Here is a 25932-nt window from a genome sequence, read left to right as displayed (position 1 = left end):
GAATCCTAATTCTAAGGTAATCTATATCCTGCAGATCGCATTAATTCAATAACTCGCGACTGTAACTTCCTAATCACAGCAACCCCCGGTGGCGCACGAACAGCTGCACCATCGCCCAGGAGCCCAGCGTCACCTTGATTGCCACCAGCACATTCAGCAGCGGGATCCAGCTGCCGCCCGCCAGGCTGCCGAACTCCCCGGGCGGTGGCGGCAGGCCGCCCAGGGTGAGCGCAGCCAGCAGCACGAAGGCGATCACCGCCCCCTTCTCCCAGAGGTCGGCGCGGTAGCGGCGGTAGACGCGATCGGAGAGCTCCGCCGAGCCGCTGATCAGGGCCAGGCCGATCGCGGTGCCGCCGGCCACCCCTGCCGCGAAGCCGCCACCGGGCGAAAGATGGCCGCGCAGGGCCAGCTCCACGCCGATCAGGGCAGCGATCGTGCCGCTCAGCTGGCAGAGCACCACCGAGGGGGCATCGTCGAGGGCACGCACGTTGGGCTTGGTGGGTTCACCGGCCAGCAGGAACCGCACCCCGATCGAGGCCAGGGTGAACACCACCACCTCGGTGACCGTGTCGTAGAGGCGGGTGTAGAGGATCACCCCCGACACCAGATTCGGCACGTTCGTCTGCTCGACGAGGGTGTTGATCAGCGGCAGCAGATCCGCCGTAGGCGGCAGGGCCGAGGCCAGGGGGGAGAGGCAGAGGGCCGTGGCGGCCACCAGGTAGAGCCAGGTCATAGGGCGGCTTTCTCGAGGTCGAGCGCGCCGCCGTTCTCGCGCCAGGAGCGGTAGCCCTCCAGGGCCTGCAGGCGCTTCAGCAGCCGTGGATTCACCACCAGCAGCTGCTGATCCGTGTCCAGGCGGCCATGGCAACCGTTGGCGGCACCGAGGGCCGCTTCTGCGGGCGGCACCAGCCGCAGCCGCAGGCCCGCCGGCTCCAGCCAGGCGCGCAGCAGCTGCTGGCTCTGCGCCGACGGCGGCGCACCTTCCGGAAACGACAGCCGCAGCGCCATCGACGACCGCAACGCCACGGCGTAGAGCGTGGTGGAGAGCAGGGTGCCCACCAGGGCTTCGGTGATCGCCACATCCGGCGCCCCCAGCAGGGCGTAGAGCAAGGTGGCCACCGAGCCGAGAATGCCGCGCAGCACCAGGGTCTGGTAGGGGTTGCTCTGGCTCACCAGCAGCACGGCGGTGAGCGGCAGCAGGGCGGTGATCGGCAGAAGCAGATCCAGCTGACCGGCCAGGTCGAACGGGGCGTTCATGGGGTGTGCTCCTGCTCGGTGCGGCAGCTGGGGTGGGCTGGCAGCGAGCAGGCCGCCAGCACATAGCCAAAAATCGTGTTCCACACGATCAGGCCCACCAGCGCCAGGGTGAGTAGCGGCCACTGCCCGGGAATGCGCAGCAGCAGGCCGAGCAGCATCAGCGAGGAGCCCAGCGTGTCGGCCACCGAGAGGGCATGCAGCTTGCGCAGGTAGCTGTGCTTGCCCAGCAGCGGCCAGGTGCCCCAGAACCAGAGAATCAGGCCCGCACCCAGCAGCAGCAGGCTGGCGTGATCGGAGAAGGAGCCACCCATCACCGCTCCACCTCCCGCAGCAGGTTGGCGAGCAGCAGCAGGCCGGCATTGCCGGCGCTGAGCACGATCGCCCCCACCAGCCCCAGCATGCGGTCGTCGCGCAGCACCGACACCACCAGGATGATCAGCGCCACCTTCGACGACACGCTGGAGAAGGCCGCCAGCCGGTCCCACACGTCCGACGGTCGGCAGGCCACGGCGATCGGGATCACCAGCGCCAGCACCATGCCCCACAGCACCACGGTCATGGTTCGGAAGCCTCCGGTGCTGCCGCGGGGAGCAGGGAGTGGATGCGGTAGCGGCGTCCACCGTCCTCCAGGCCGAGCACGATCGTGAACGGGGTGAGCGTGATGCGGAACACATCGAGGAACACCAGCAGCGGCAGGGCCCGATCGGTGGCCGGCTCGCTGGTTTCAAGCTCCACCACCCCGGGGGCGACGATCAGCCGCAGGGCTTCGAGGTAGGCCTGCGGGATCGCCAGCAGAGCGCGCCCGGCGGCCTTCAGCAGCAGGCGCACCGGCAGGGGCCGCGAGCGGGCGCGCGGCAGCAGCAAGGCCACCACCAGGCCGATCAGCAGGTTGAGCCGGCTCAGATCGCTGGTGAGCAGGCACCACAGCGCCAGCCGGAAGGCGGTGCTCAGCAGCAGGGGCAGCAGACGTCTCATCGGTTCAGGATCACGAGCAGGCCCGCACCCACCACACCGATGCCGCCGAGCAGGTCGGAGAAGCCCTCCAGTTCGGGCAGCCACAGCCGTTCGCGCCACCGCTCGCCTTCCAGCAGGTGGTGAAGCCCCCAGCCACCGAGCAACACCAGGGCACTCTTGGCAGCGGCGCTGGCCGGCGAAGCGATCCACGGCAGGCTCGCGGCGCCGATCAGCAGCAGTGCCAGCAGCAGCAGCAGCACGCCAGGCGACCAAGCAGGTTCTGGGCTGGCCTCCCCCCTGGCGCCGGCACTGGGACAATCCACCGACGCCGGCCTTCGCAGCAGCGGCGCCCCCCAGAAGCGCGCATAGGCCGCCGCCGTGCCCATGCTCAGCAGCGTCACCGCCACCTCCAGGGGCTGGGAAAGCCCTCCGGAAAGGCCCGCCTTGGCCGCAAAGCCCGCCAGGGGGGGCAGGCCCACGATCGAGAGCGCACCGATGCCCAGCGGCCACCAGACGCCGGCGGGCAGGGGCCGCTCGCGCCAGCCCTGCAGGGCGCGACTGGGGAAGCGGCGCGCCACCAGGAAGAGAGCCGCCTTGGCGGTGCCGTGGCTGAGCGCGTAGAAGCCGCCGGCCAGCGGCGAGAGCGCCACCAGCCCCATCTGCGACAACGTGCTCCAGGCCAGCAGGCGCTTGGCATCGGCATCAGCCAGGGCGAACACCACACCGAGCAGGGCGCTGGCCAGGCCGAGCCCGGTGATCACCGGGCCCAGGGCCGGCACCCCGCCGCTCAGGCGCAGCAGCGGAGCGATGCCGGCGCTGACCACCACGCCCGAGAGCAGCGCCGATACCTCCGCCGGCGCCTCCGCATGGGTGACGGGCAGCCACAGGCCCGAGAGGAACAGGCCCGATTTCATCAGCAACCCCACCAGGATCAGCGCCAGAGCGGCCACGCTGGTGGTGCTCGCCACCGCCTCAAAGCGGAAGCTGCCGCGCTCGAGGTACACCAGGGCCGCGCCGATCAGAAACAGCGTCATCACCGTGTTGCCGATCAGCAGATAACGCAGGGCCACCCACAGCGAGCGGTCGGAGCGGCTGATCAGGATCAGCAGGAAGGCGCTGATTCCCACCACCTCCAGCGTCACGTAAAGGCTGATCAGATCGATCACCACGAAGGCGGTGGAGAGGCCGCCGTGCAGCACCATCAGCAGCAGCAAAAACGGCCCCGGCAGCGGACGGCGCCAGCTGTCGAGCACCACCGCGCTGCAGACCAGGGCGTTGAGCAGCAGGAACGGCACCGCGAACGCATCGGTGTTCAGCGCCACCCCGTAGGCGCCGAGCAATTCCACGGTGGCGGGCAGGCCGCCGAGCTGAATCGCCACGGCGATCGCGGCGGTGGCCAGGCAACAGAGCAGCGACAGCCAACGGGCCAGCGGTGGCAGCACGGCGGCCAGAAAAGCGGCCAGGAACGGCAGCAACAACCAGCCGATCACGATGGCCTTGGCGGACAGCGCCGGCATCAAGCTGAGCGTCAGGCTGTTCATCACCGCTTCCCACCGGTGTCGAAGCTGGCCAGATCCAGGCTGGGATCAATGCGTGAGAGGCGGGTGATCACCACCAGCAGCAGCGCCTGGATCGAGAGGCCGATCACGATCGCCGTGAGGATCACAGCCTGGGGGATGGGGTCGGCCCAGGCGCCCTGGCCCGCCGAGGCCGGATCGCCAGCCGCCGCAGACAGGATCGGGCTGCGCAGGCCGGAGCGCGCCCCCACCAGCACGAACAGGGCCACCACGGCGGAGCCCGTCACGTCCATGCACATCACCTTGAAGAAGAGGTTGCGGTGCAGCAGCAGGCCCGCAAAACCCGCCAGCACAGCCCCGAGGATCAGCAGTTCGAGCAGCCGGAAGGGGTCCATGAAGGAAAACACGGCCCGGGGAGGCGGACCGACAGGGCGCTGATGGTAGCGATGACCACCGGAAAATCAGTTCCGCCGCACCACCACCACGCCGCGACTGCGCCCGGACGTGCTGTCGGGAGTGCGGATCGCCTGCCAGAGATCGGCCAGGGGCACCCACACCGACGGGTAGCGGTAGCGGGCCACATCCAGGATCAGCACCCGATCGGTGCTGGCGTTGTACGCGGCCAGCGGCGAGATGTGGCCGCCGCCGGCCTGGCCGAGCGACGGGCGGAAATAGTTCACCAGCAGGCGGTCGTCGGCGCGGGCGAGGTTGCTGCGCACCAGCAGCCGCAACTGGGCCAGGCTCAGCCGGTCGCCGTGGATGGCGCGGGCCTGCAGCCCATGGCTGGCCAGCAGCGCCCGCAGTTCCTGCAGGGTCATCCCCTGGCGGGCCACGAGCTCGGGGCTGATCACCGCCCGGGTGGCGGCGAGCTCGAACACGTTCTCCTGGGTCCAGAAGCGGTAGCTGCCATAGCCCGCCACCGCCGGGGCCGGCACCGCCAGGCTGTTGAGCACCATCACCATGCTGGCCACACCGCAGTAGGCCAGGTTGGCCTGGGTGAGGAACTGCTCGGCCAGCGGTCCGTAGTCGGCTCGATCAACGCTCTGCAGCAGCAGGGTCTGGCCCTGGGGCTCCGGCAGGGCAATGGTGCTCCCCGGCTGGGCCAGGGCGGCGGGGCCCAGGGGCAGCAGGACCAGCAGCCCGCCCAGCAGCAGGCGGGTGGGCATCCTTCCGGTTTGGCTTCGTCCCATGGATTACAACCTGTGGATTACGACCTGTGGATACGACCTGTGGATTACGACCCGTGGAGCGGCAGCTGGCACTCCAGCTCCCGCAGCCGCCCTTCCAGGGCCTCGATCCGCTCCAGGTAGGTGAGGGCCAGGGCCATGCCGGGCACGTTGAGGCCGAAGTCGTCGCGAAGGCGGGCGGCACGGCAAGCCAGCCTGACGGTGCGGGCGTGAAAGCACCAGCCCCCCGCACCGCCGCTGAGCTGGAAGACACCGAACTGGATCAGTTCGCTCACCTCCTCATGGACCAGACCAGATGCCGCCAGCAACTCCTCAAGCGCCACCGGGTTCTCGTCATCGGCGGGAATCAGCGGATCATCTGCCATCGGTTGCTGCCGTTTCAAGGGATTGACGGGGGTTGAACGCGGACACCTCGGCAAGCTCGCGGTAGAGCTCCCGCTCGCGATCGCCGATCTGATCGGGCATCACGATCTGAATCACACCGTAGAGATCGCCGGCCCCCTGCTTGCGCCTCGGCAGGCCCTTGCCCGCCAGCCGCAGCTTCTGGCCGTTGCGCAGGCCCGGCCGCACCGTCAGCCGCGCCGTGCCATCGAGGGTGGGCAGATCGATCTCGGTGCCGAGGGCCGCCTCCCAGGGGGCGATCGGCAGCTCCAGGTAGAGATCGTGGCCGACGGGCCGGAAACGGGGATGGGGCTTGAGCCGGATCTCCAGAAAAAGATCGCCGGCTGGGCCACCCCCATGGCCGGCGCCGCCTCGGCCCGGTACCCGCAGGCGTTCGCCATCGACCACCCCGGCCGGCACCCGGATCGTGCCGGACCGGGGCTGCCTCGCCACGCCGCCATCGGCAAGCCGGCTGGGAACGCTGAGCGTGAACGCCACCTCGCTTCCCCGGGCGGCCTGCTCCAGCGTCAGCTCCGTGGCCACCTCGATGTCCTGGCCGCGGATCGGGAAGCCATCCGCCTGACGGCCGAAGCCGCCGGGGGCTGTGAATCCCATCTGCTCGAACAGATCGGCCAGATCCACCTCCTGCTGGCCAGCCTGCTGGCTGCCACCGCGCCGGAAGCGGCTCTCCCACTCCTGGGGTGGCCTGAACTCCTCGCCGCTGGGGTGGCGTCCCAGCTCGTCGTAGGCCTGGCGCTTCTCCGGATCGGAGAGGGTCTGGTAGGCCTCGCTGATCTCCTTGAAGCGCTCCTCGGCGCCGGGTTCCCTGGCCACATCCGGGTGGGTGCGGCGGGCCAGGCGGCGGTAGGCCTTCTTGATCTCCTCCCCGCTGGCATCACGCTCCACCTCCAGGCAGGCGTAGTAATCCTTGAACTTCATGGATTCAGCAAGCAAAAGAGCCCATTGGGGCCAGAGCGGCCATCGAACTCAGCGAGCGGATCCTCGTCGAGAATCACGAACAGCACCACCACCGAGCGGGCCGCCACCCGGTAATGGCTGGTGGGCACCGGCGACGCCAGGCTCCAGTCGTCGATGTCCTGCGGGCTCGGCAGGCTGGTGTCGATCCAGCGCCGCCAGCAGCTGCTGCCCCCATCGGCGGCCGGCAGGGCGAAATCGAGCGCCTCCCAGTAGGCATTGGCGATCACATGGAGCCGATAGCGGTTGTCATAACTGGTGATCCTCACCGCGATCGACCGTGAGCATTCGCCCCAGTCGGGCTGGCCCACCGCCACCCCATGCCATTCGATCCGCCGGCCCAGCAGCAGATCATTGAGGCTCACCTGCCGCTGGTTAACAACGATGTCGCGCCGCATCCGCTGGGCGATCAGCTCCTTCACGAAGCGGAGGATGTCCGGGTGACGATCGAGCAGGGTCCAGTCAAACCAGCTGATCGCGTTGTCCTGGCCGTAGGGGTTGTTGTTTCCCTGCTGGGTTCGGCACACCTCATCCCCCATCGTGAGCATGGGGGTGCCGACCGCCAGCAGCAGCAGGGTCAGGGCGTTGCGGATCTGCCGCTGGCGCAGGGCCAGCACCTCGGGGTCAGCGCTCGGCCCCTCGCTGCCGCAGTTCCAGCTGGCGTTGTCGTCGGCTCCATCGCGGTTGTCCTCGCCATTGGCTTCGTTGTGCTTGCCGTTGTAGGCCACCAGATCAGCCAGGGTGAAGCCGTCGTGGCAGGTGATGAAATTGACGCTCTGCTCCGCTTCCCGATCCTCCTTGCCGTAGAGGTCCGGGCTGCCCAGCAGCCGCAGCGCCGCTTTGCGCACCTGGCCCGCATCGCCCTTGAGGAAACGGCGCATGTCATCGCGGAAACGACCGTTCCATTCCTGCCAGCTGTCGCCGATGAAGCTGCCCACCTGATACAGGCCGGCCGCATCCCAGGCCTCGGCGATCAGCTTCGTGCCCGCCAGGTGCGGATCGGTCTCGATGTCCCAGAGCACGGGGGGAAGCGGCATCGGCCGACCCTCCTCGTCGCGGGTCAGCACCGAGGCGAGATCGAAGCGGAACCCATCCACATGCATGTGCCGCACCCAGTAGCGCAGGCTGTGGCGGATCAGCCGCCGCACCACCGGGTTGTTGGCGTTGAAGCTGTTGCCGGTGCCGCTGTAGTCGGCATAGCGGCTTCGATCGTCGGGATCGAGGAGGTAATAGGCCTCATTGGCCAGGCCTCGGAAGCAGAAACTGGGGCCGCTGCCATCCCCTTCAGCGGTGTGGTTGTAGACCACGTCGAGGATCACCTCGATGCCGGCTCGATGCAGGGCCTTCACCATGTCGCGGAACTCATCGAGCGGCCCGAGCGGATCGCTGCGGGAGCTGTAGCCGTGGTGGGGAGCGAACAGCGAGATCGGTGAATACCCCCAGTAGTTCGTGTGGCCCTCAGGGGCATCGAGCCGATCGAACTGGAACACCGGCAGCAGCTCCACCGCCGTGATGCCCAGCTCCTGCAGATAGGGGATCTTCTCGATCAGGCCGGCGTAGGTGCCGGCTCGCTCCGCTGCCACCCCGGAGCTGGGGTGCCTGGTGAAGCCCCGCACATGCAGTTCGTACACCACCGTCTCGCGGCCCGGGCGGCGCAGGGGGGCATCGCCTTCCCAGTCGTAGAGGGAGGGATCGGCGACCACGCTCTTCATCGCCGTGGCCAGACCGGAGCCGCTGGAGCGGCCCGCCTGGCGTTCATAGCCCGGTGGGGTGACCACCGCATGGCCGTAGGGGTCGAGCAGCAGGTTGCGGCCATCGAAGCGCAGACCCTGCTCGGGCTGCCAGGGGCCATGCACCCGATAGCCGTAGATCTGGCCGTGACCCAGACCCTCCAGCAGGCAATGCCAGTAGTGGTAAGTGCGCTGCCGCATGGGGTCAAGCTCCACGACCCGGCAGGGATCGGCGGCATCGACGCGATCGAAGAGCAGCAGCTCGACCCGGGTGGCGTGTTTCGAATAAAGGCAGAAATTCACCCCAGTGGCCGTCACCGAGGCCCCGAGCCGGCCGCTGCTGCCGTTGCCGACCGCGTTGCCGACCGGGTTGCTGGTCGCGAGGTTGCTGGTCGAGGGCACGCCCATGGCTTCAGCCGACCGGCGAGACTTGCCGCAGCATCCTCCCCCCGGCAGGTGACCTCCAACACCGGCAGCGGCTGAGGTTGGGATCAAAGTGCACTCAACGGCCCCTTGAGGCCAGAACTCCACCCATGACCGCCACCCTTTCCACCGCGTTCCCGATCGATCTGGCCGCCTACCAGCCGCTTGCCCTCGATCCGGATCAGCCCAGCCTGAGCGCCAGCCAGCGCGAGGCGCTGAAGGCCAACATCCAGCTCTGCCGCGACGCGATCATCTTCTTCACGGCCACTGGTGCGGCCCGGGGCGTGGGCGGGCACAGCGGCGGGCCGTTCGACACGGTGCCGGAGGTGATGATCCTCGATGCCTTCTTCCGCGGCAAGCCGGACCGGTTCCTGCCGGTGTTCTTCGATGAGGCCGGCCACCGGGTGGCCACCCAGTATCTGATCAGCGTGCTGCGGGGCGAGCTGCCGGCCGAGGCGCTGCTGCAGTACCGCGCCGCCCACTCCAGGCTGCCGGGCCATCCGGAGCTGGGTTTCACCCCTGGCGTGCAGTTCAGCTCGGGCCGGCTCGGCCACCTCTGGCCGTTCGTGAACGGCGTCGCCCTGGCCCACCCCGGCAAGACCCTGTTCTGCCTCGGCTCCGACGGCGCCCAGCAGGAGGGCGATGACGCCGAGGCGGCCCGCTTCGCGGTGGCCCACGGGCTGAACGTGAAGCTGGTGATCGATGACAACGACGTGACGATCGCCGGGCATCCCTCCCAGTACCAGCCCGGCTACGACCTGGAGCGCACCCTCGCTGGCCATGGCCTCGCCACTCTCACCGGCGACGGTGAGGACCTCGACGATCTGTATGGCCGCCTCTGCCGCGCCGTGGGCACGAACGGCCCCGTCGCGGTGATCAACAAGCGGCCGATGGCGGTGGGAATCGAGGGTCTGGAGGGCACAACCCACGGCCACGACGTGATCCCGGTGGACCTGGCGATCGCTTACCTGGAGCAGCGCGGCCAGAACGGTGCCGCCACCTATCTCAAGGGCATCGTCAAACCCGCCAATCCCGCCACCTTCCTCGGTTCAGGCCAGCGGCTGGAGGCCAATCGCAACGTGTTCGGCGATGCGGTGGTGGAGATCCTGGGCGCCATGACGCCTGAAACCCGCAAGGACAGCGTGCTGGTGGTGGACAGCGACCTGGAGGGCTCATGCGGTCTGGCCCAGATCCGCAAGGCCCATCCGGAGATCTTCGTGAGCGGCGGCATCATGGAGCGGGCAAATTTCTCGGCGGCCGCGGGATTCGGCATGGAGGCCGGCCGCCAGGGGATCTTCGCCACCTTCAGCGCCTTCCTGGAGATGATCATCTCCGAGGTCACCATGGCGCGGCTGAATGGGGCCAATGTGCTCAGTCACTTCTCCCATGCCGGCATCGACGACATGGCCGACAACACCTGCCATTTCGGTCTCAACAACTGCTTTGCAGACAACGGACTGGAGGAGAACGACAGCACCCGCCTCTATTTCCCGGCTGATGCGGCCCAGATGAAGGCCTGCGTGAAGGCCGTGTTCGCTGATCCCGGCCTGCGCTTCATCTTCTCGACCCGCTCGAAGGTGCCCAATCTGCTTGATGCCGCCGGCAATGAACTGCATGGCGAGGGCTACAGCTTTGAGAGCGGCAAAGATGAGCTGGTGCGGGAGGGCAGCGCCGGCTATGTGGTGAGCTTCGGTGAGTGCCTCTATCGCGCCCTTGATGCGGTGGAGCGGCTGCGGGCTGAAGGGCTCGACGTGGGTCTGATCAACAAGCCCACCCTCAATGTGGTGGATGAAGCGATGATCGCCAGGGCGGGCGCCTCTCCCTTCGTGCTGGTGGTGGAATCCTTCAACCGCCGCACCGGCCTCGGCAGCCGCTACGGCACCTGGCTGCTGGAGCGGGGCTTCACCCCCCGCTACGGCCACCTGGGCACCCACAAGGAGGGCTGCGGCGGCCTCTGGGAGCAGTTCCCCCACCAGGGCCTCGATCCCGACGGGATCATCAGCCACGTCAAGGGCCTGCTGGGCTGAATTGCTTCCGGGATGCAGATTTCGAAATCTATTTGCCGCTGTCCCTGCCCTGGACAATCGTTTCTGGGCAGGGCGCAATGCAGGCTCCGACCGCTGTTCAGGGATATCCTTTCAAAGGGTGGGACGAAAACCAAGACCCATTGCGGTGCAGGGGCTTTGATCTATTTTCTGGTGATTTTACTTCAATCAAGAAGCCACCAGGGGCGGCCAAAGGCAGACATTGCACAACGCTGGAGCAACTAGAAACTACAGGTAGTGTCTTCGGTTTCACTTGACGCTATATCCACCCTCCTGAACGGATACATTCAGCCAGCCTAGTTCCATCAACCGGCAGTACTCCCGGAAACAGCCACAGTTGATTGCGCGGCCGTTGGCGCCGAGCCCACACCTGCGGCCCATGGGCTTCGAGCAGCTGATCTCTCCATGGGCCGAGGGGTCTCCATCGGGCGCATCGATATGGGTGCAACGGATCCGGCCTCGACCTCGGGCCCAGATTGCTTTCACCTCCGGCAGCCAGGGGCGACAGGCCCCGTTGTGGAGCAGGGTGAGGGCAGGTTCAGCCCTGGCTGCGACCCATTCCGTTGGCTTGGCCGCGCACGCGGAGGCGCAGCAGTTCATCGCCTGAGAACCCTTCGGCAGTAGAGGCCGCCTGCAGCTGCCGGCGCAGGATCGGGTCGTCCGTCATCCGCACCCGTCTCTCCTGGGGCAGAGCGTTCCTTGCGACCAACGAAGGGTGCGCACAAGAACGTCCAGCGGCCCGCATGGGCAATTCACCTGAAAAGAAAGCAAGCCGTTGTGGTGTTAAATTTTTTAAATAGACCAGAAATCTTTGTCCGGCTTCACACCGGAACCTCCTGGGAAAAGACTCCTGGCGACACAATCTCCGGCAGGAACTGCGTCCCACACACGCCACGGACATCGCTCCGCAAACACAGATCGCAATGGAAAAACTCACGGCCGCAGGGCTTGAGGTCGTCAACGACCTGGCCCAGAGGTATGGATTCAGCCAGGACGCCGTGCTGCACATGGCCTTTGCCCTGCTCAAGGGGCGTGGCGGCATGGCCCAGTTCAACCACCCGGAATTCGCCGGCTCCGGCCAATGGATGAACGGCGGCATGATGATGCTCGGGGACATGTTCAACCACGGGCTCAAGGCACGCGTTGACGGGCTCTGTCAAGACCTCTCCACAGCGATCTCCAGCCAGCCTGAACTTTTCCCGCGCGGAAGCTTCCAGTCCCAGAGCCAGAGCGGCGGCGCTCAGCAGATGCTGGTGGGTGGCGCCGGCCTGCAGCAGCAATCCAGCGGCGGTGGCCAGCAGATGCAGGTGAACGGCGGCATGGCGCCGCTGCGGCCGATGAGCTTTGGTTCCGGCGCGCTGTTCACTCCCGATCCCCGCGACACCTGGTGGCCCGCCGAACTGGGAGCACCCAGCTCCAGCGGCGCCCAGAACGACGTTCGCTACGCCTACTTTCCAGCAGCCGGGCGGCTGGCGGTGGAGGTCAACGGCCACGTCAGCGTCTACGACACCAGTGGCCACCAGATCGCCGGCATCTCCTCCCAACAGCAGTCCTCCGGAGGCGGGCTGATGTTCAGCACGGGCGAAGGCAACATCAGCCTCGCCCACCTCAACCTCACTGCGCTGGGCACCCCGGCAGCACCGGCCCCCCAGGCGACCCAGTCCGTCGGCGGGCGAGCGGCTGTTGCAGAGCCAACAGCCGTTGCGGCAAGGCCCGCATCCGCTCCCCCAGCCAATGGCACCGATGTGTTCGCCACCCTCGAGCGGCTCGGGGAGCTTATGCAGAAGGGCATCCTCACCGAGGAGGAATTCGCCGCCAAGAAGGCCGAGCTGCTCAGCCGCCTTTAGGCCCTGGCCCAGGGCTAATCAGCTTCCCCTGCCAGTTCCCCCTGCCAGAGGCGCCGCTCGGCTTCGCTGCCCCCTCCCGCCACCATCCACACCGCCGTGCGGGCGCGGCTGACCGCCACGTAAACCAGCTGGCGGCGCAGCAGCAGATCGCCGGGCCAGAACACATCGGCATCGATGAACACCTCACCGAACGTGCTGCCCTGGCTGCGGTGCACGGTGAGCACCGCCGCCGGGCCGAGCGAGGCGAAGGCATCACGCACCAGGAAGTAACGGCGCCAGAGGGAGCGACCGTTCTGCTTGCCGGCCGCGAGGGCCTGGCCGCGCAGCCGGGCCAGCACCTCCTCCAGCTGACGGCGTCCCGCCGATCCCGCTGGTGGCAGCAGCCTCAGGGCCAGCTGGGCATCACCGCTCTCCACCTCCACCAGCTGGGTGTCGATCACGGCGCCATCGCTGACGCCGAAGTCGGCCAGGTCACAGCGCTCCGGTGTCACATCCCGCACCACCAGCTCCCGGTTGGAGGCCAGCACCAGGTCGGGTTCCTCGCCGCACTCCTCCCCCCTCGGGCAGGCCGGCGCCATCACCGCCATCCGGGTGAGCAGCACCTCACCCGGCAGCACCGCCAGCTGATCGGCCAGCTCGCCATGGATGGCGCGGCGGGCCAGGGGCACCAGCTGCTCCAGGGAACGGTTGGTGTAGCAGAGGATGCGGGCCTGGTCGGGGTTGTCGCACTCGGCGGCCCGGCGCAGGGCCGCCTGGGCAGCCTTCAGCCAGTCGGCGCGGCCCGTGAGCACCACCTCCCCCTCCGGTTCGCGGACCGGCGCCAGCAGGGGCGGCAGGCGACAGGGCAGGCGCTGCTCCCGCAGACCGGTGGCCAGGCGCAGCACCGGGCCCTGGTGGCGCACCACCTCGGTGAGACAACAGCAGCAGGCCCGCTGCAGGTCGAACACGGGGCTGGAGGGGGCCCCGACCGGAGGCAGCTGGGCCGGATCTCCCACGAACACCAGGCGGGTGCCATAGGGATGGGCGCCCTGCAGGGCGATCTGCAGCAGAGCCGCATCCACCATCGAGGCCTCATCGATCAGCACCAGGCCGAGATGCTCCAGGGCCAGCGCCGTCTGGCCGGTTTCTTCACACACCTCCCGCCCCCCTTCGCGGCGCAGCTTGAGACGCAGCAGCCGGTGCAGGGTGGATGGATGCCAGGTGGGCCGCAGGCCGGCCAGGTTGAGGGAGTGGCGCAGCACCCCGACGGCCTTGTGGGTGGGAGCCACCACCGTCCAGCAGAGGCCATCGGCCTCCACCCTGGCCAGAAAGGCCATCGAGAGGAAGGTTTTTCCCGTGCCGGCATAGCCGCTCAGCACGAAGGGGACACCCCGCTGGGCCGGGTCACCCAGCCAGGCGGCGAAGGCCTCCACCGCTTGCTGCTGGCCGGCGGTGAGGCAGACCGCGGCTCCAAAGCCCGGCCCGCTCACCCTGCCGGCAGCCAGCCCAGGCCCTGGGCGATCTGCAGGGGGGAGCCCGCCAGGGCGAGGCCGCTGAGGGCGACCGCCGGACCGATCAGGCTGCCCACCAGCACTTCCAGGCGGGTGTGGCCCAGGCTCTCCTTGAGGGGCTGCGGCTGGGGCTCCGGCTGGGGCTGGGTGGCGGCTGCCGCTCCACTCGCTTCCCGCCAGAGCTGGGGCGGCAGGCTGTTCAGCCGGCGTGCCTGCAGGCCGGCGGCCTGGCGGACGCCGCTGGCGTCGTACATGACCACGAAGGCGATCGTGCCGGCGAAGGCGAACAGCGGATCATCGAAGCCCATGACCCAGCCGATCCCGGCCGCCGCGCCCGTCACCAGGGCGGAATGGCTCGATGGCATCCCGCCGGTTTCCACCAGCACCGCCGGCCGCCAGCGGCGGTGCCGGACCAGCTCCACCAGCAACTTGCCGAACTGGGCCACGCCGCAGGCGGCCAGAGCCCAGGCCAGCACGCCATTGGCGAGCAACTGATGCAAGGCGTTCATCGGTCGCGGCTGGTGATGTAGTCGGCCAGGGCAAGCAGGGGCTGGGCCTGGGCCTGCCAGGGCTGCAGCACCGCCTTGGCCTCGCTCACCAGGGCATCGGCGCGGCGGCGGGATTCCGCCAGGCCCAGCAGCTTGGGATAGGTGGTCTTGTCGGCGGCCAGATCCTTGCCGGCGGTCTTGCCGAGCACTTCACTGCTGGCGGTGAGATCAAGGATGTCGTCGATGATCTGGAAGGCCAGGCCGATGCCGCGAGCGTAGGTGCGCAAGGCACCCAGCAGATCGTCGGGGGCGCCGGCGATCAGGGCACCGCTGAGCACACAGGCCCGCAGCAGGGCGCCGGTCTTGTGGAGGTGGATGTATTCGAGGGTATCGAGGTCGACCTGCTTGGCCTCGCATTCCAGGTCCACCACCTGGCCACCCACCAGCCCGGGCGCGCCGGCGGCCAGGGAAAGCTCCCCCACCACCTGGATCAGCCGCTCCGCCGCCACACCCGGGCTGCGCAACGCCACCATCTCGAAGGCACGCGTCAGCAGGGCGTCGCCGGCAAGGATGGCATTGGCTTCGCCGAACACCTTGTGGTTGGTGGGGCGTCCGCGGCGCAGGTCGTCGTTGTCCATGGCCGGCAGGTCGTCATGGATCAGCGACATGGTGTGGACCATCTCCAGGGCCACTGCCGTCGGCATCGCCAGGGAGGAATCGCCCCCGGCCAGCTCGCAGGCCGCCAGGCAGAGGATCGGCCGCAGCCGCTTGCCGCCGGCCAGCAGGGAGTAGCGCATCGCCTCCCGCAGCGATTCCGGCCGCTCGGCAGCCAGCGAGCCATCAAGGGCCACTTCCACCCGCCGGCGGGCCGCCTCGAGGTAGGCGGCGAAATCAAAGGTCGTGCTCACCGTCACGGCCATGGGAACCAGCGCGCTGGGCGGGATTCTCTCAGGCCGATGGGCTCCGGTGGGCTCAGGGCAGCAGATCCGCCAACGGATTGTCAAGTGGAGCGCCCGCAGGGGTGGTGTGGGCGCACCAGGCCACCACGGTGTTCACCAGCAGCATGGTCACCGTCATCGGTCCGACACCACCGGGTACCGGCGTGATCGCCGCCGCGATCGGCTCCACCTCCTCGTAGCGCACATCTCCGCAGAGACCCCCCTCGGGGCGGCGGTGGATGCCCACATCCACCACCACGGCGCCAGGGGCCACGTGCTCGGCACCGATCAGGCGCGGACGACCCGCCGCCACCACCAGCAGCTCCGCCGTGCGGGTGAGGGCGGCCAGGTCACGGCTGCGGGAGTGGGCCACTGTCACGGTGGCGTTGGCCGCCTGGAGCATCAGCGCCATCGGCTTGCCCACCAGGATGCTGCGCCCCACCACCACGGCCCGGCGGCCCTCCAGGGGAATCCCGGCCCGACGCAGCAGGGCCATCACCCCGGCCGGGGTGCAGCTGCGCGGGCCGGGCTCCCCCTTGAGCAGTCGGCCGAGGTTGAGGCTGTGGAGGCCGTCGGCGTCCTTGTCCGGGTCGATCGCCGCCAGCAACGGCCCCTCGTCAAGGCCGGCCGGCAAGGGGAGCTGCAGCAGGATTCCATCCACATCGGGGTCGGCGTTGAGCCGCTCGATCGCAGCGAGCAGCTGCTCCGGCGTGGTGTCCGCCGGCAGGTGATCGCCCTGGTTGGTGATCCCCACCCGCCGGCAGGCCTTTTCCTTGTTGGCCACGTACACCCCGCTGGCCGGGTCATCGCCCACCCGCAACACCGCCAGCCCGGGGGGGCGGCCCGCCCGGACCAGCCTGCCGCTGATCACCGCCGCGAGCCGCTCTTCCACTTCCGCCGCCAGGCGGCGACCATCAAGGGACAGGGCCATCGTTTCGGCGTCCACAGAGCTGCCCCCAGCATGGAACCAGTCGGCGCCGGCGGCCTCGCTAGCGTTTTGAGGCTCAGATGCGAAAACGGTGCTGCGCTTCGCCCGCGCCAAACAACTCTGGAGGCAATGGCTGCGCCGCGAATCGCCGCGCCAGGCCCTCTACTGCTGGCGACGGCGTGACTGGCTGGCCGTGCTGCTGGCCTGCTGTCTGGTGGCCCTGCTCTCCAGCTGGCCCTGGCTGGTGGAGCCGATCCTGCGGCCCGGCATTCCCGCCCCGTTCAGTGCCCAGGCCCCCAGCTCCGCCACCGTCCTCGACAGCGAGGCCCTTGAGCAACGTCGCTCCCAGCTGGGCACCCGCACCACCGTTCAGGTGGTGGACCCCCAGGCCAATCTGGAGCTGAGGCAGCGGCTGGAGCGCCAGCTCCAGGAACTGGAGCTGGTGGCGGGCACCGCCCAGGACCGGGTCGCACCGCTCAATCTTTCGGCGGCCGAGCAGGCCTGGCTGATCGGCCAGACCAACGACCAGCGCGTCGCCTGGAACCAGAAACTCCGGCAGGCCCAGCAGCGGATGCTCAGCCAGGGGGTGGTGGGGAGTGTGGCGAGACACCAGCTTGAGAAAGCCGCCAGGCTGCAGCTGGCCGGACTGCCGGAACCGGGGCTTCGTCTCGGCAGCCGCCTGCTGGCGGTGAATCTGCAGGGCCGCACCAATCTGCGCAACGATGCCGGCCTCAGCCAGCGGTTGATCGAAGAGCTGCTCAACCAGCAGGGCATTCCCCGCATCCGGGTGAACCAAGGCGACCTGATCACCCGGCAGGGGGAACCGATCAGTCCCCAGGCCTACGACGTTCTCGATTACTTCGGCATGGTCGACCGGCGACCCCTGCTGAGGGCCTGGCTGGCCCATTTCCTCGAAGCCCTGGCCGCCGCCCTCCTGGTGGTGCTGATCACCCGCCGCCGCCGCACCAACCTCGAACCGCGCCAGGCCCTGATGGTGCTGGGCATGCTGCTGGTGGTGCAGGGGTTCAAGCTCTGGCTGGGCAACACCGCCAGCCCGCTCGCCCTGCTGGTTCCCGCCACCCTGCTGCTGGCCCAGGGGTTGGGCACCAACGCCGGCCTGGCCTGGCTGGCGGCGGCCAGCCTGCTCTGGCCGGAGCCCCTCGACGACTACAGCGAGGTGCGGCTGATCGTGGCAGCGGTGGTGGCGGTGGTGGCGGCGGTGCTGGCCGGACGGCAACGCAGCCGGGCCCAGCTGGTGCAGCTCGCGATCCTGCTGCCCAGTGGTGCCCTGGTGCTGCAGTGGCTCACCGTCCAGGCGGTGGCCCTGATGCATGGCCGCACCCGCCTGCCGCCGAGCGGCGGGGAGCTGGTGGCGGAAGCCGTGCTGATGGGCGGTCTGCTGATGGCCGGCCTGCTGCTCAGCCCGCTGGTGGAGAGCTTCTTCGGTCTGATCACCCAGGCTCGCCTGCTCGAACTGGCCGATCTGCAGCGCCCCCTGTTGCGGCGGCTTTCGCTGGAAGCCCCCGGCACGTTCGAGCACACCCTGATGATCTGCGGTCTGGCCGAGGAGGGGGCCCGAGCGATCCACGCCGATGTGGACCTGATCCGCACCGGCTCCCTCTATCACGATGTCGGCAAGCTGCACGCACCGGAGTGGTTCATCGAGAACCAGTCGGAAGGAGCCAATCCCCACGATCTGCTCGATGATCCCTTCGGCAGCGCCGCCGTCCTGCAGGCCCACGTGGATGAGGGGATCAAGCTGGCCCGGCAGCACCGCCTGCCCCGCCCTCTGGCCGATTTCATCCCCGAACATCAGGGCACCCTGCGGATGGGGTACTTCTTCCACCAGGCCCGGGAGCGCGATCCCGCCACGCCGGAAGAGCGCTTCCGCTACCGGGGGCCGAGGCCGCAACGACGGGAAACCGCCATCCTGATGCTGGCCGATGGCTGCGAGGCCGCCCTGCGCTCGCTGCCTCCAGGCACCACCGAGGCCGAGGCCAGTGCGATGGTGCGGCGCCTGATCGACGCCCGGCGCCTGGATGGCCAGCTGATCGACAGCGGGCTCAGCCGCGGCGAACTCGAGCTGGTGATCCGGGCCTTCGTGCGGGTCTGGAAACGGATGCGGCACCGGCGAATCCCCTATCCGATTCCGGCCCGCAAGGCCTACAGCGCCTGAGCGGAACAGGCTCAGCCCCGACACAGAGCGATAGGGTCCCCCCAGACAGGTTTGCCCATGGTGTTTTCCCCACCTCTCGCTTCAGCTGGGTCAGACACCGATCCACGCCTTGGTGTGATGATCTGCGGCCACGGCAGTCGCAACCGCCAGGCGGTGAGCGAATTCGCCCAGCTCGCTGAGGGACTGCGCCTGCGCCTGCCGGAGCTGCCGGTGGAGTACGGCTACCTGGAGTTCGCCCGCCCCATCCTCCGCGACGGCCTTGAACGCTTGCGGCAGCAAGGGGTGAACCAGGTGCTGGCCGTGCCGGGAATGCTGTTCGCCGCCGGCCACGCCAAGAACGACATCCCCTCGGTGCTCAACACCTACGCCGCCGAAACCGGCCTGCGGATCGACTACGGCCGCGAACTGGGCATCGACCTCAAGATGATCCAGGCCGCCGCCGCCCGGATCCGCGAAGCCCTGGCGCGCACCGCGGCGAAGGAGGCCAACCTGCATGACGCCGTGCTGGTGGTGGTGGGCCGGGGTTCCTCCGATCCCGATGCCAACTCCAATGTCTCGAAGGTGACGCGGATGCTGGTGGAGGGGATGGGCTTCGGCTGGGGGGAAACGCTCTATTCCGGCGTCACCTTCCCCCTGGTGGAGCCGGGCCTGCGCCATGTCGTCAGACTCGGCTTCCGGCGGGTGGTGGTGTTCCCCTATTTCCTGTTCTCCGGCGTGCTGGTGAGCCGCATCCGGCAGCACACCGAGCGGGTGGCGGCCGATCACCCCGCCCTGGAGTTCATCGAAGCCTCCTACCTGGGCGATCACCCCCTGGTGATCGACACCTTCCGGGAGCGGGTGGCGGAGGTGGTGCGGGGCGACACCCAGATGAACTGCTCACTCTGCAAGTACCGGGCCCAGGTGCTCGGCTTCGAGACCGAAGTGGGAGCGCCCCAGCAGAGCCACCACCACCATGTCGAGGGGTTGATCGAGGGCTGCACCCTCTGCGAGCGGGAGTGCACCGGTGCCTGCCAGCCCGATGGCATCCCGATCCCCCTGGGACACCAGGCCCACGACCACAGCCACGACCACAGCCAGAGCCATGACCACGGCCCGGCTCACAGCCATGGCCCCGGCCACTCCCACTCCCACGCTCCCTATCCCCAGGCCGACCATCCGCTGGGTCCCCGCACCCTCACAACCGGCGGCGCAGCCGTCTCGCCTGCCGCCGAGTCCCAAGAGACAAGCGACAGATAAGCCCTGCTGATCGCCGCTTGATTTCCCCAGGCAACCGGGTTTTTCCACAGCGAAAGGGGGGTTTTTCCACAGCTCAGACCGCTTGATCCCGCGTCAAAGCGCGTTTCCTGGGGATTGTGCTGGATTCTCCAGCCGGAACTTGACAAGCAGAAGCCAGGCCTTTGGCAGCCGGCTCCGATCCACCGGCTCCGGCCAGAACGGTTCCGGAGCCTGGCTGTCTCAAGGCGGGGCCGGGTGGGTTTGGCTGAGATGCCCCGCTTTGACGGCGACCCCTGGTGTGTGGCTTCCTTGGGGCTCCACAACGCAGAGCTGGCTCTTGAGCAACGGTTTGGATCAAGGTCCCGGACGGGAGGGGGTCGAGCTGGCGGAGCTGGTGAGCCTGGAGGCGGAAATTCCCGAGGTGCTCTTCAACGGCATGCGCGATTTCATCCAGTGCCATCCCCACTGGGACCAATACCGGCTGGTGAGCTCGGCCCTGGCGAGCTTCCTGTTCCAGAACGGCTGCACCGACCGCAATGTGACTCAGCACTATCTGAACGGCCTGTTCCTGCGCCGTGACCAGGGCTGAGCAGACGCCGGCCCAAAAAAAAGCGGAGACGCAACGCCTCCGCTTTGGTTTCTCCCTTGCCCGACCCTGTGAAAGGTCGCCAGCAGATTGTGCGGCGGGCCTGCCTGGCCGGTTGTGGTCATTGACACCAGAAGTTCTCCCCCGTCAGGAGCCGCTCACAAGGTCCGCCGCCGCCCGCTCACACGCCCTCCAGGTGATCGCCATCTCGGTGAGGGTCGGGCTCTGCCAGCCGGAGCTGGGCCAGCAGGCCCCATCGGTGACCAGCAGGTTGGGGGCCTGCCAGCAGCGGTTCCAGCGGTCGAGCACCCCTTGCTCCGGCGCCGCCGCCATGCGGGCACCACCCAGCTCGTGGATGTAATAGCCGGGGGGAGGCGCCCCATCGGAGAGGGCCACGGCCCGGCGCAGCAGGGGTTCAGCCAGCGGAACCAGAAACAGGTCTTCGAGGGGCGCGATCCGCCCACCGGCCGCCGCCACCACCGCCGCCATCCGCGCCTGCATGTGCTCCACCAGGCGGGTCTCGTTCTCTCCCCAGCGGCAGTCGATGTGGGGGGTGGGCAGACCCCAGGCATCCACGGCCCCGCTGTTGAGCGTGAGCCGGTTGTGGGCCTCGGGGAGCACCTCACCGTGGCCGATCAGAAAGCCGACCGCCTCCTGGCGACGGCGCTTGAGCAGGTTGGGGGGGTCGAAGCGCTGCACCCCCGCCCAGATCCCGTAACCCCGCTGAAAAGGCAGGCCATCCCCATCCCCCAGGTTGAGCGTGTTGGGGATGAAGGCGCTGCCGGCGGCGGAGAGTTCGGCGGGCGGGCTGGGGGCGGGCTGGTCCGGGATCGCGAAGAAGCGACAGCTGGAAATGTGATCCATCAGGTAGCGGCCCAGGCAGCCGGAGGGATCCTCGAGCCCGCCGGTCTGATGCTCGGCGCTGGAGTGCAGCAGGATCCGCACCGATTCCAGACTGGAGGCGCAGAGCACCACCAGACCCGCCGCCGCCCGCCGCCGCTGGCCGCTGAGCCGCTCCACGAAGATCACGGCCCGGGCCCGGTCCTGGCCGCTTCCGGCGCCGCCGGCCAGCTCCACATGGCTGACCACGGCGTTGGCGCGCACGGTCACCCGACCGGTGGCCAGGGCGCGGCCCAGGGCGCCGGCCTGGGAGCTGGAGCGCGGCCAGGGCTGATCGGCGCTGCGGCGGCCGAGGGCGAAGCCCCGCGAATGGATCAGCGGCAGGTCGAGCTCCGCCGCGATCGAGCGGCGCAGATGCCGCTCCGCCGGGGTGAAGGGATAGGGATCCAGATAGTCCCCGTCCGGCAGCTGGGCCAGACCATCCCGCTGGCCATGCACGCCGAGCAACCGCTCCAGCCGTCCGTAATAGGGGGCGAGATCGGCAGTGCCGATCGGCCAGCTGGGTCCGAGGCCGTCGCGCTCGCCCGCCTGGAACTCGAAATCGGAGAGGCGCAGGGTGATGCCACCCCAGGTGAGGCTCTTGCCGCCCACCTGGCGACCCCGGCTCCAGAGGAAGGGTCTACCGGGCGGGGTGGTGTAGGGATTCTGGCCTTCATCGACGAACAGATCGGGATTCGCCTTCCAGTAGCCGGGGTGCTGGGCCTGGAGCCGTTGCGCTCCGCTGCTGAGCCGGCTGAGCCGGCGCAGCATGTTGAGCGGTTCGCTGCCGATCGCCCGCGCCGCTGCCAGATCAGGGCCGGCCTCCAGCACCAGCACGCTCAGCCCCGCATCGGCCAGCACCATGGCGGCCACCCCACCGGTGGCACCGGAGCCGACCACGATCGCGTCGAAGCCGGAGAGATCATCCTGCTGGCTGGCCGTCATCTCCGGGCGATCCAGGTCCACCGATTCGATCCACCCATCCAAGCAACCAGTGCGGGCACCCTGAACCAGTCATCCAAGGACCAGCCATCCCATGACCAGCCATCCAACGACCAGCCATCCAAGGACCGGGCACCCCATCCAGGCAAAAAGCCCGGAAACCGTTTGGTCTCCGGGCTTTCTGTCATTTGGTGGCGGGGAGGAGATTTGAACTCCTGACCTTCGGGTTATGAGCCCGACGAGCTACCAGACTGCTCTACCCCGCGTCGCGGATTACCAGGCCTGAGGACCTGGGGACTGGGGTGACACCGCTTGGCTTCACCTCCGTGATCCTATAAGCCAGGGGTACCTTCCGGCAATGGCCTCCCTCCGTCCATGCGCCGTTACCTCTCCTACATCCAGTGGCCGCTGCTCTGCTGCCTGGCCGGTCTGAGCGCCATCCTGTTCAGCCGGGGCTGGCAGGCGGCCTGGATCACCCTGGTGCTGGTGGTGCTGGAGATCAGCCTCTCCTTCGACAACGCCGTGGTGAACTCCCGGGTGCTGGAGCGGCTCACACCCGGCCAGCAGCGCTTCTTCCTGACCTGGGGTCTGGTGATCCCGGTGTTCGGTGTGCGCTTCCTCGGCCCCCTGGCGCTGGTGGCCCTGGCCGGGGGGGTGGGCCTGGCCGAGGCCTGGGATGCTGCCCTGCACCATCCGGAGCACTACAAGGAGCTGCTGGAGCTTGCTGAGCCACGCATCCTGGCGTTCGGCGGCATGTTCCTGCTGATGGTCTTTCTGCGCTACTTCTTCAATGAGGCCAAGACCCTGCACTGGTGGCAGCGGATCGAGTCGAGGCTCAGCGCGGCGGGACGGATCGAATCCCTGGAGGCGGCCCTGGCGGTGCTGGTGCTGCTGGCGGTGGCGCTGGTGCTGCCGGTGCCCCAGCGCGCCGATGTGCTGATCAGTGGTCTGATCGGCCTGGTGCTGCAGATCATCAGCACCTCCCTGGCCCAGGCCTTCGGCGGCGAGGAGGAGGCGATGGGGCGGGTCGTCGCCTCGGGCGGGCTGGCCAGCCTGGTGTACCTGGAACTGCTCGATGCCTCCTTCAGCCTCGATGGCACGATCGGGGCCTTCGCGATCACCAATCAGCTGCCCCTGATCCTGGCCGGCCTGGGCCTCGGCGCCCTGTTCGTGCGCGGTCTCACGGTGATGCTCAGCCGCGAGCGGGCCCTCGACCAGCTGATCTACCTGGAGCATGGAGCCCATTACGCCATCGGCGCCCTGGGGCTGCTGATGCTGCTCGGCGTGGTGCTCACCCGCTGGGGGCAGCATGTGCCCGAATGGCTCAGCGGCCTGATCGGGGTGGTGCTGCTGGCCGTCTCGCTGTGGGATTCGCTCCGCCACAGCCGCCGGCAAGATCTGTCGAGCTGAGATCAGTCGAGCCGAAATCAGTCGAAGCGCAGTTCCCCCTTCACAGCCAGGGCCAGGCCAGGGCCAGGCACCAGGAACTGCTGGCCCAGTTCATCGAGGGTGAGCGGAGTGAGCCAGTCGAGCTGCTTGAGCAGGTGCAGGGCGACGGCCTGCTTGGCCCGGCTGGCGCCGTCCTCCACCTTGATCGCCAGACCAAGCCCTTCGCCCATCCGCGCCAGGCACTGGATGCCTTCAGCACCCCCCTTGCTGACCACCAACCCGTGGCTGTGGCGCATCAGTTCGGTATCGAAGCGGCCCTCGCCGGCCACCAGGTCGGGATGGGCCAGCATCGCCCGACTCAGCCGCTCCAGCTCCGGCTGCTCCGAGGCGCCCAGGTGGGCGAAGAGCAGGGCCATCTGGGCGAGCTGCATCTGCAGGGTCGGGGCGCCACAGTCGTCGCGGGCGGTGACCAGCTCGGCACCGGGCAGACCCAGCAGGGCCCCCACCCCTTTGAGCAGCTGCTGCTGCAGGGGGTGATCGGTCTGCAGGTAGGAATCCAGCGCCCAGTTCATCCGCCGGCAGGTGGCGAGGAAGGCGGCATGTTTGCCGGAACAGTTGTGCTCCAGCGGGCTGGCCCCCGGCCGGGGGGGCGGGCACTGCAGCAGATCGGCTTCGAGATCGGCACTCCAGAGGATCTTGAAGGCTTCGCGGGCCTGGCCAGGGGTGCCGGCGTGGGAGGAGCAGGCAATCGCCAGACCACGGTCGCCACTGCCGGTCTGGTCGGCGGCGCCACTGCTCACGAACATCTGGGCCTGGAACGGCTTGAGCGCCGAGCGCACGAAGCTGAGCATCTGCGGGTCGCCAGCCCGCATCAGCACCCGCCCCCGCTGGTCACAGACCACCGCATGCACCCGGTGGACCGACTCGGTGATGCCATTGCGCAACAACTGCACCTGCAGGGGGGGCACCCCCGGGCGCTGGGGAGGGCTGAAACTCGAAGACAGGGTCATCGGCGGGCCGTTTTCAAAGAGCCTGGCAGAGCCCAGTCCCGAGCAGGATCAGACCGGTGGCAACCGCCAGGACCAGCTCAAGCCTGGCCAGCACAGGCCGCACCTCATGGAGGGCCACCAGCAGGTCCTGCTGGCGCCAGGCCAGCGGCTTCTCCCACACCTGGCCGTCGTACCAGCCCGATTCCTCGTACTCCACCCGCTCCGAGCGCAGACGCCGGTGGACATAGTTCCAGCCCAGCCACTGGCGCAGCAGCAGAAACACCGCCGGCAGCACGGCGGAAACAGCCGCGGCGACCAGCAGGCGGGGGATGTTGTGGCGGAGCGGCCAGCTACCGCTGGCGATCAGCAGGCAGAGGGGGAAACTGATCAGCCAGCAGATGGCCAAAGGGCGGATCAGGCCCGCAGGCGCCACCGACGGCCAGGTGAAGAACCAGGAGGCACGGAGCTGGCGGTATTCCTCAAGGGGCCGCTGGTTCGTCGGCACCGGACAGGGTGATGACGGGCAGACCTGATCCATGGGCGCGCGCGGCAAGGGTCTCGGCGGTCTGAGCAGGCACCGAGCCTACGAAGGGAACCCTCTCCCCGTGCCCCCAGAACGCTTCGAGGTCGTAGTACTGGCGGTCCCGGGCGGTGAGCACATGGACGATCAGCTCGCCGTAGTCGAGCAGCACCCAGTGGCCTTCCCGCTGGCCCTCCTTGCCCCGCGGCAGCCTGGCGGCCTCGAGTTCGAGCCGGTCTTCGACCGAGCGGGCGATCGCCCGCACCTGCACATCGGAGAGGCCGGAGCAGATCACGAACCAGTCGGCCAGCGAGGAGACCGCATCCACCCGGATCATCTGAATGTCCACCGCCTTGCGGTCGTCGCAGGCCTCGGCGGCAAGGCGGGCGAGCTGATCGCTATCCATAGACGTTTTCACTGGTGACGGACTGACGGCTGCCCTGCTGCTGGGCCATTTCGGCCCTGGCTTTCTCGGCACTCTTGCGCAGGGCCTCAAGCCGGTCTTCGTAGAAGGCGCGCTTTTTCTTCTTGCGGGTCTGCTCCACCAGCTCCTTGAGGGCCCCGCCCAGGCTCTTGTAAGCGTTGGGGAGGGTGTAGCCGAAGCGGGTGGCCAGTGAGATGGCCCGTTCATCGGCCGCGATCGCGTCCTGCAGACGCTTCTCGGAATTGTTCTTGAGGTAGAGCCGGTAGCCGGCGAAGCCGGAGAGCCCCATGGCCATCAGCAGCAGCAGGCCGTCCTGCACCCAGAGCTCACCGATCGCACCGCCCAGACCAATCGCCAGGGCGGCCATCTCCCAGCCGTCGCGGGGAACGGCATCGTTCTGCACCCGGCCCACTTCATGCCAGAAGAGCAGGTTGCGGTGATCGATGGCCAGGCCATCCCAGGTTTCCAGATCCACCTGGATCTCCACCTCATCGCGGCCGATCTCCTCGATCGTGATCAGGGCAGGGTCGGCGGAGGCGGCGGCTTCCACGAACACCCAGCTCTGCATCTCCGGAGGGAGGAGACCCTTCAGGCGCTGGAGTTCGCTCATGAAACCGATCAAACGTCTTGTCGATCTTCCATGTTAGCGAGG

Annotated in this window: 26 protein-coding genes, 1 tRNA gene and 1 pseudogene; 6 read left to right on the top strand and 22 right to left on the bottom strand. The window is 68.4% G+C overall.

Annotated features, from left to right (window positions below; all coding sequences use genetic code 11):
- Window positions 1-73: 73 nt before the first annotated feature.
- The 11 genes from KQ307_RS03350 to glgX all read right to left on the bottom strand — a co-directional run bounded on the left by KQ307_RS03350 (window position 74) and on the right by glgX (window position 8409).
- Complete coding sequence (locus tag KQ307_RS03350; RefSeq protein WP_259703006.1) at window positions 74-733, bottom strand: Na(+)/H(+) antiporter subunit B; 660 nt, start codon at window positions 731-733, stop codon at window positions 74-76.
- Window positions 730-1257: a hydrogenase subunit MbhD domain-containing protein gene (locus KQ307_RS03345; protein WP_259726930.1), complete on the bottom strand. Its 528-nt coding sequence runs from the start codon at window positions 1255-1257 to the stop codon at window positions 730-732. The genes KQ307_RS03350 and KQ307_RS03345 overlap by 4 nt, the downstream gene beginning before the upstream one ends.
- Entirely contained in the window at window positions 1254-1568 is a 315-nt protein-coding gene (locus tag KQ307_RS03340; RefSeq protein ID WP_259726929.1) for a monovalent cation/H(+) antiporter subunit G, read from the bottom strand. The genes KQ307_RS03345 and KQ307_RS03340 overlap by 4 nt, the downstream gene beginning before the upstream one ends.
- A complete protein-coding gene (locus tag KQ307_RS03335; RefSeq protein ID WP_259703009.1) occupies window positions 1568-1816 on the bottom strand; it encodes a hypothetical protein in 249 nt (82 codons plus the stop codon). The genes KQ307_RS03340 and KQ307_RS03335 overlap by 1 nt, the downstream gene beginning before the upstream one ends.
- Window positions 1813-2232: a Na+/H+ antiporter subunit E gene (locus KQ307_RS03330; protein WP_259703010.1), complete on the bottom strand. Its 420-nt coding sequence runs from the start codon at window positions 2230-2232 to the stop codon at window positions 1813-1815. The genes KQ307_RS03335 and KQ307_RS03330 overlap by 4 nt, the downstream gene beginning before the upstream one ends.
- On the bottom strand, window positions 2229-3752 hold the full coding sequence (locus KQ307_RS03325) for a proton-conducting transporter membrane subunit (RefSeq protein ID WP_259726928.1): 1524 nt from the start codon (window positions 3750-3752) through the stop codon (window positions 2229-2231). The genes KQ307_RS03330 and KQ307_RS03325 overlap by 4 nt, the downstream gene beginning before the upstream one ends.
- Window positions 3752-4123, bottom strand: a complete 372-nt coding sequence (locus tag KQ307_RS03320; RefSeq protein ID WP_259703035.1) for a cation:proton antiporter subunit C — start codon at window positions 4121-4123, stop codon at window positions 3752-3754. The genes KQ307_RS03325 and KQ307_RS03320 overlap by 1 nt, the downstream gene beginning before the upstream one ends.
- A 66-nt stretch (window positions 4124-4189) precedes the next feature.
- Complete coding sequence (locus KQ307_RS03315; RefSeq protein WP_259726927.1) at window positions 4190-4894, bottom strand: phytochelatin synthase family protein; 705 nt, start codon at window positions 4892-4894, stop codon at window positions 4190-4192.
- A gap of 68 nt (window positions 4895-4962) precedes the next feature.
- The gene (locus tag KQ307_RS03310) at window positions 4963-5280 is read right to left on the bottom strand and encodes a chaperone modulator CbpM (protein ID WP_259726926.1); all 318 of its coding nucleotides are present in this window, start codon (window positions 5278-5280) and stop codon (window positions 4963-4965) included.
- Window positions 5270-6235: a DnaJ C-terminal domain-containing protein gene (locus tag KQ307_RS03305; protein WP_259726925.1), complete on the bottom strand. Its 966-nt coding sequence runs from the start codon at window positions 6233-6235 to the stop codon at window positions 5270-5272. The genes KQ307_RS03310 and KQ307_RS03305 overlap by 11 nt, the downstream gene beginning before the upstream one ends.
- The gene (gene glgX / locus KQ307_RS03300; RefSeq protein ID WP_259726924.1) at window positions 6232-8409 is read right to left on the bottom strand and encodes a glycogen debranching protein GlgX; all 2178 of its coding nucleotides are present in this window, start codon (window positions 8407-8409) and stop codon (window positions 6232-6234) included. The genes KQ307_RS03305 and glgX overlap by 4 nt, the downstream gene beginning before the upstream one ends.
- Window positions 8410-8534: 125 nt before the next feature.
- Here glgX and KQ307_RS03295 point away from each other — a divergent pair, with 125 nt between their 5' ends.
- Window positions 8535-10451, top strand: coding sequence for a transketolase C-terminal domain-containing protein (locus KQ307_RS03295; RefSeq protein ID WP_259726923.1), 1917 nt, complete (start codon window positions 8535-8537; stop codon window positions 10449-10451).
- Window positions 10452-11007: 556 nt separating this feature from the next.
- On the opposite strand, the gene KQ307_RS03290 is transcribed toward KQ307_RS03295, so the two are convergent.
- Complete coding sequence (locus KQ307_RS03290) at window positions 11008-11136, bottom strand: hypothetical protein (protein WP_259726922.1); 129 nt, start codon at window positions 11134-11136, stop codon at window positions 11008-11010.
- A 256-nt stretch (window positions 11137-11392) separates the two neighbouring features.
- On the opposite strand from KQ307_RS03290, the gene KQ307_RS03285 reads away from it, so the two are divergent.
- Window positions 11393-12316 (top strand): SHOCT domain-containing protein, encoded by a 924-nt coding sequence (locus tag KQ307_RS03285; protein ID WP_259726921.1) that lies wholly within the window; start codon window positions 11393-11395, stop codon window positions 12314-12316.
- A 14-nt stretch (window positions 12317-12330) separates the two neighbouring features.
- Here the strand turns inward: KQ307_RS03285 and KQ307_RS03280 are convergent, their stop codons facing one another.
- Genes KQ307_RS03280 through folD form a run of 4 tightly spaced genes read right to left on the bottom strand, consistent with a single transcriptional unit; the run spans window position 12331 to window position 16163 of the window.
- Complete coding sequence (locus KQ307_RS03280; RefSeq protein WP_259726920.1) at window positions 12331-13785, bottom strand: ATP-dependent helicase; 1455 nt, start codon at window positions 13783-13785, stop codon at window positions 12331-12333.
- Window positions 13782-14315: a divergent PAP2 family protein gene (locus KQ307_RS03275; protein WP_259726919.1), complete on the bottom strand. Its 534-nt coding sequence runs from the start codon at window positions 14313-14315 to the stop codon at window positions 13782-13784. Before KQ307_RS03275 ends, KQ307_RS03280 begins: the two co-directional genes overlap by 4 nt.
- Window positions 14312-15214, bottom strand: coding sequence for a geranylgeranyl diphosphate synthase CrtE (gene crtE, locus KQ307_RS03270; protein ID WP_259703019.1), 903 nt, complete (start codon window positions 15212-15214; stop codon window positions 14312-14314). Before crtE ends, KQ307_RS03275 begins: the two co-directional genes overlap by 4 nt.
- 52 nt (window positions 15215-15266) lie before the next feature.
- Window positions 15267-16163 carry a bifunctional methylenetetrahydrofolate dehydrogenase/methenyltetrahydrofolate cyclohydrolase FolD gene (gene folD, locus KQ307_RS03265; RefSeq protein WP_259726918.1) on the bottom strand — a complete coding sequence of 299 codons (897 nt, stop codon included), beginning with the start codon at window positions 16161-16163 and terminating at the stop codon, window positions 15267-15269.
- 88 nt (window positions 16164-16251) lie between these two features.
- Here folD and KQ307_RS03260 point away from each other — a divergent pair, with 88 nt between their 5' ends.
- The 3 genes from KQ307_RS03260 to KQ307_RS03250 all read left to right on the top strand — a co-directional run bounded on the left by KQ307_RS03260 (window position 16252) and on the right by KQ307_RS03250 (window position 20140).
- Window positions 16252-18336 carry an HDIG domain-containing metalloprotein gene (locus KQ307_RS03260; protein WP_259726917.1) on the top strand — a complete coding sequence of 695 codons (2085 nt, stop codon included), beginning with the start codon at window positions 16252-16254 and terminating at the stop codon, window positions 18334-18336.
- A 57-nt stretch (window positions 18337-18393) separates the two neighbouring features.
- Window positions 18394-19572 carry a CbiX/SirB N-terminal domain-containing protein gene (locus KQ307_RS03255; protein WP_259726916.1) on the top strand — a complete coding sequence of 393 codons (1179 nt, stop codon included), beginning with the start codon at window positions 18394-18396 and terminating at the stop codon, window positions 19570-19572.
- Window positions 19573-19900: 328 nt separating this feature from the next.
- Window positions 19901-20140, top strand: a complete 240-nt coding sequence (locus KQ307_RS03250) for a DUF2811 domain-containing protein (RefSeq protein ID WP_259703023.1) — start codon at window positions 19901-19903, stop codon at window positions 20138-20140.
- A gap of 144 nt (window positions 20141-20284) precedes the next feature.
- Here KQ307_RS03250 and KQ307_RS03245 read toward each other — a convergent pair whose 3' ends face one another.
- Window positions 20285-21961, bottom strand: coding sequence for a GMC oxidoreductase (locus tag KQ307_RS03245; protein WP_259703036.1), 1677 nt, complete (start codon window positions 21959-21961; stop codon window positions 20285-20287).
- 186 nt (window positions 21962-22147) lie between these two features.
- Window positions 22148-22224: transfer RNA gene (locus KQ307_RS03240), tRNA-Met, on the bottom strand.
- Between the two features lie 109 nt (window positions 22225-22333).
- Between KQ307_RS03240 and KQ307_RS03235 the strand changes: the two genes are divergently transcribed.
- Window positions 22334-23368: a DUF475 domain-containing protein gene (locus KQ307_RS03235; RefSeq protein WP_259703024.1), complete on the top strand. Its 1035-nt coding sequence runs from the start codon at window positions 22334-22336 to the stop codon at window positions 23366-23368.
- Between the two features lie 17 nt (window positions 23369-23385).
- Here the strand turns inward: KQ307_RS03235 and KQ307_RS03230 are convergent, their stop codons facing one another.
- The 4 genes and pseudogenes from KQ307_RS03230 to KQ307_RS03215 all read right to left on the bottom strand — a co-directional run bounded on the left by KQ307_RS03230 (window position 23386) and on the right by KQ307_RS03215 (window position 25890).
- On the bottom strand, window positions 23386-24357 hold the full coding sequence (locus tag KQ307_RS03230) for an asparaginase (protein WP_259703025.1): 972 nt from the start codon (window positions 24355-24357) through the stop codon (window positions 23386-23388).
- Window positions 24358-24370: 13 nt separating this feature from the next.
- Window positions 24371-24874, bottom strand: coding sequence for a CGLD27 family protein (locus KQ307_RS03225; RefSeq protein ID WP_259703026.1), 504 nt, complete (start codon window positions 24872-24874; stop codon window positions 24371-24373).
- Between the two features lie 31 nt (window positions 24875-24905).
- A pseudogene (gene rsfS / locus KQ307_RS03220) lies at window positions 24906-25262 on the bottom strand (ribosome silencing factor); the annotation flags it as partial.
- Entirely contained in the window at window positions 25255-25890 is a 636-nt protein-coding gene (locus KQ307_RS03215; protein ID WP_259703027.1) for a DUF3318 domain-containing protein, read from the bottom strand. The gene KQ307_RS03215 and the pseudogene rsfS, both read right to left, overlap by 8 nt.
- Window positions 25891-25932: the final 42 nt, after the last annotated feature.

Source organism: Synechococcus sp. CS-1326, from assembly GCF_025128115.1.
In the GTDB taxonomy this organism is placed as follows: Bacteria; Cyanobacteriota; Cyanobacteriia; order PCC-6307; family Cyanobiaceae; genus Regnicoccus.
Note: the sequence above shows the minus strand (reverse complement) of the source record. Positions and strands in the feature narration are given on the sequence as shown.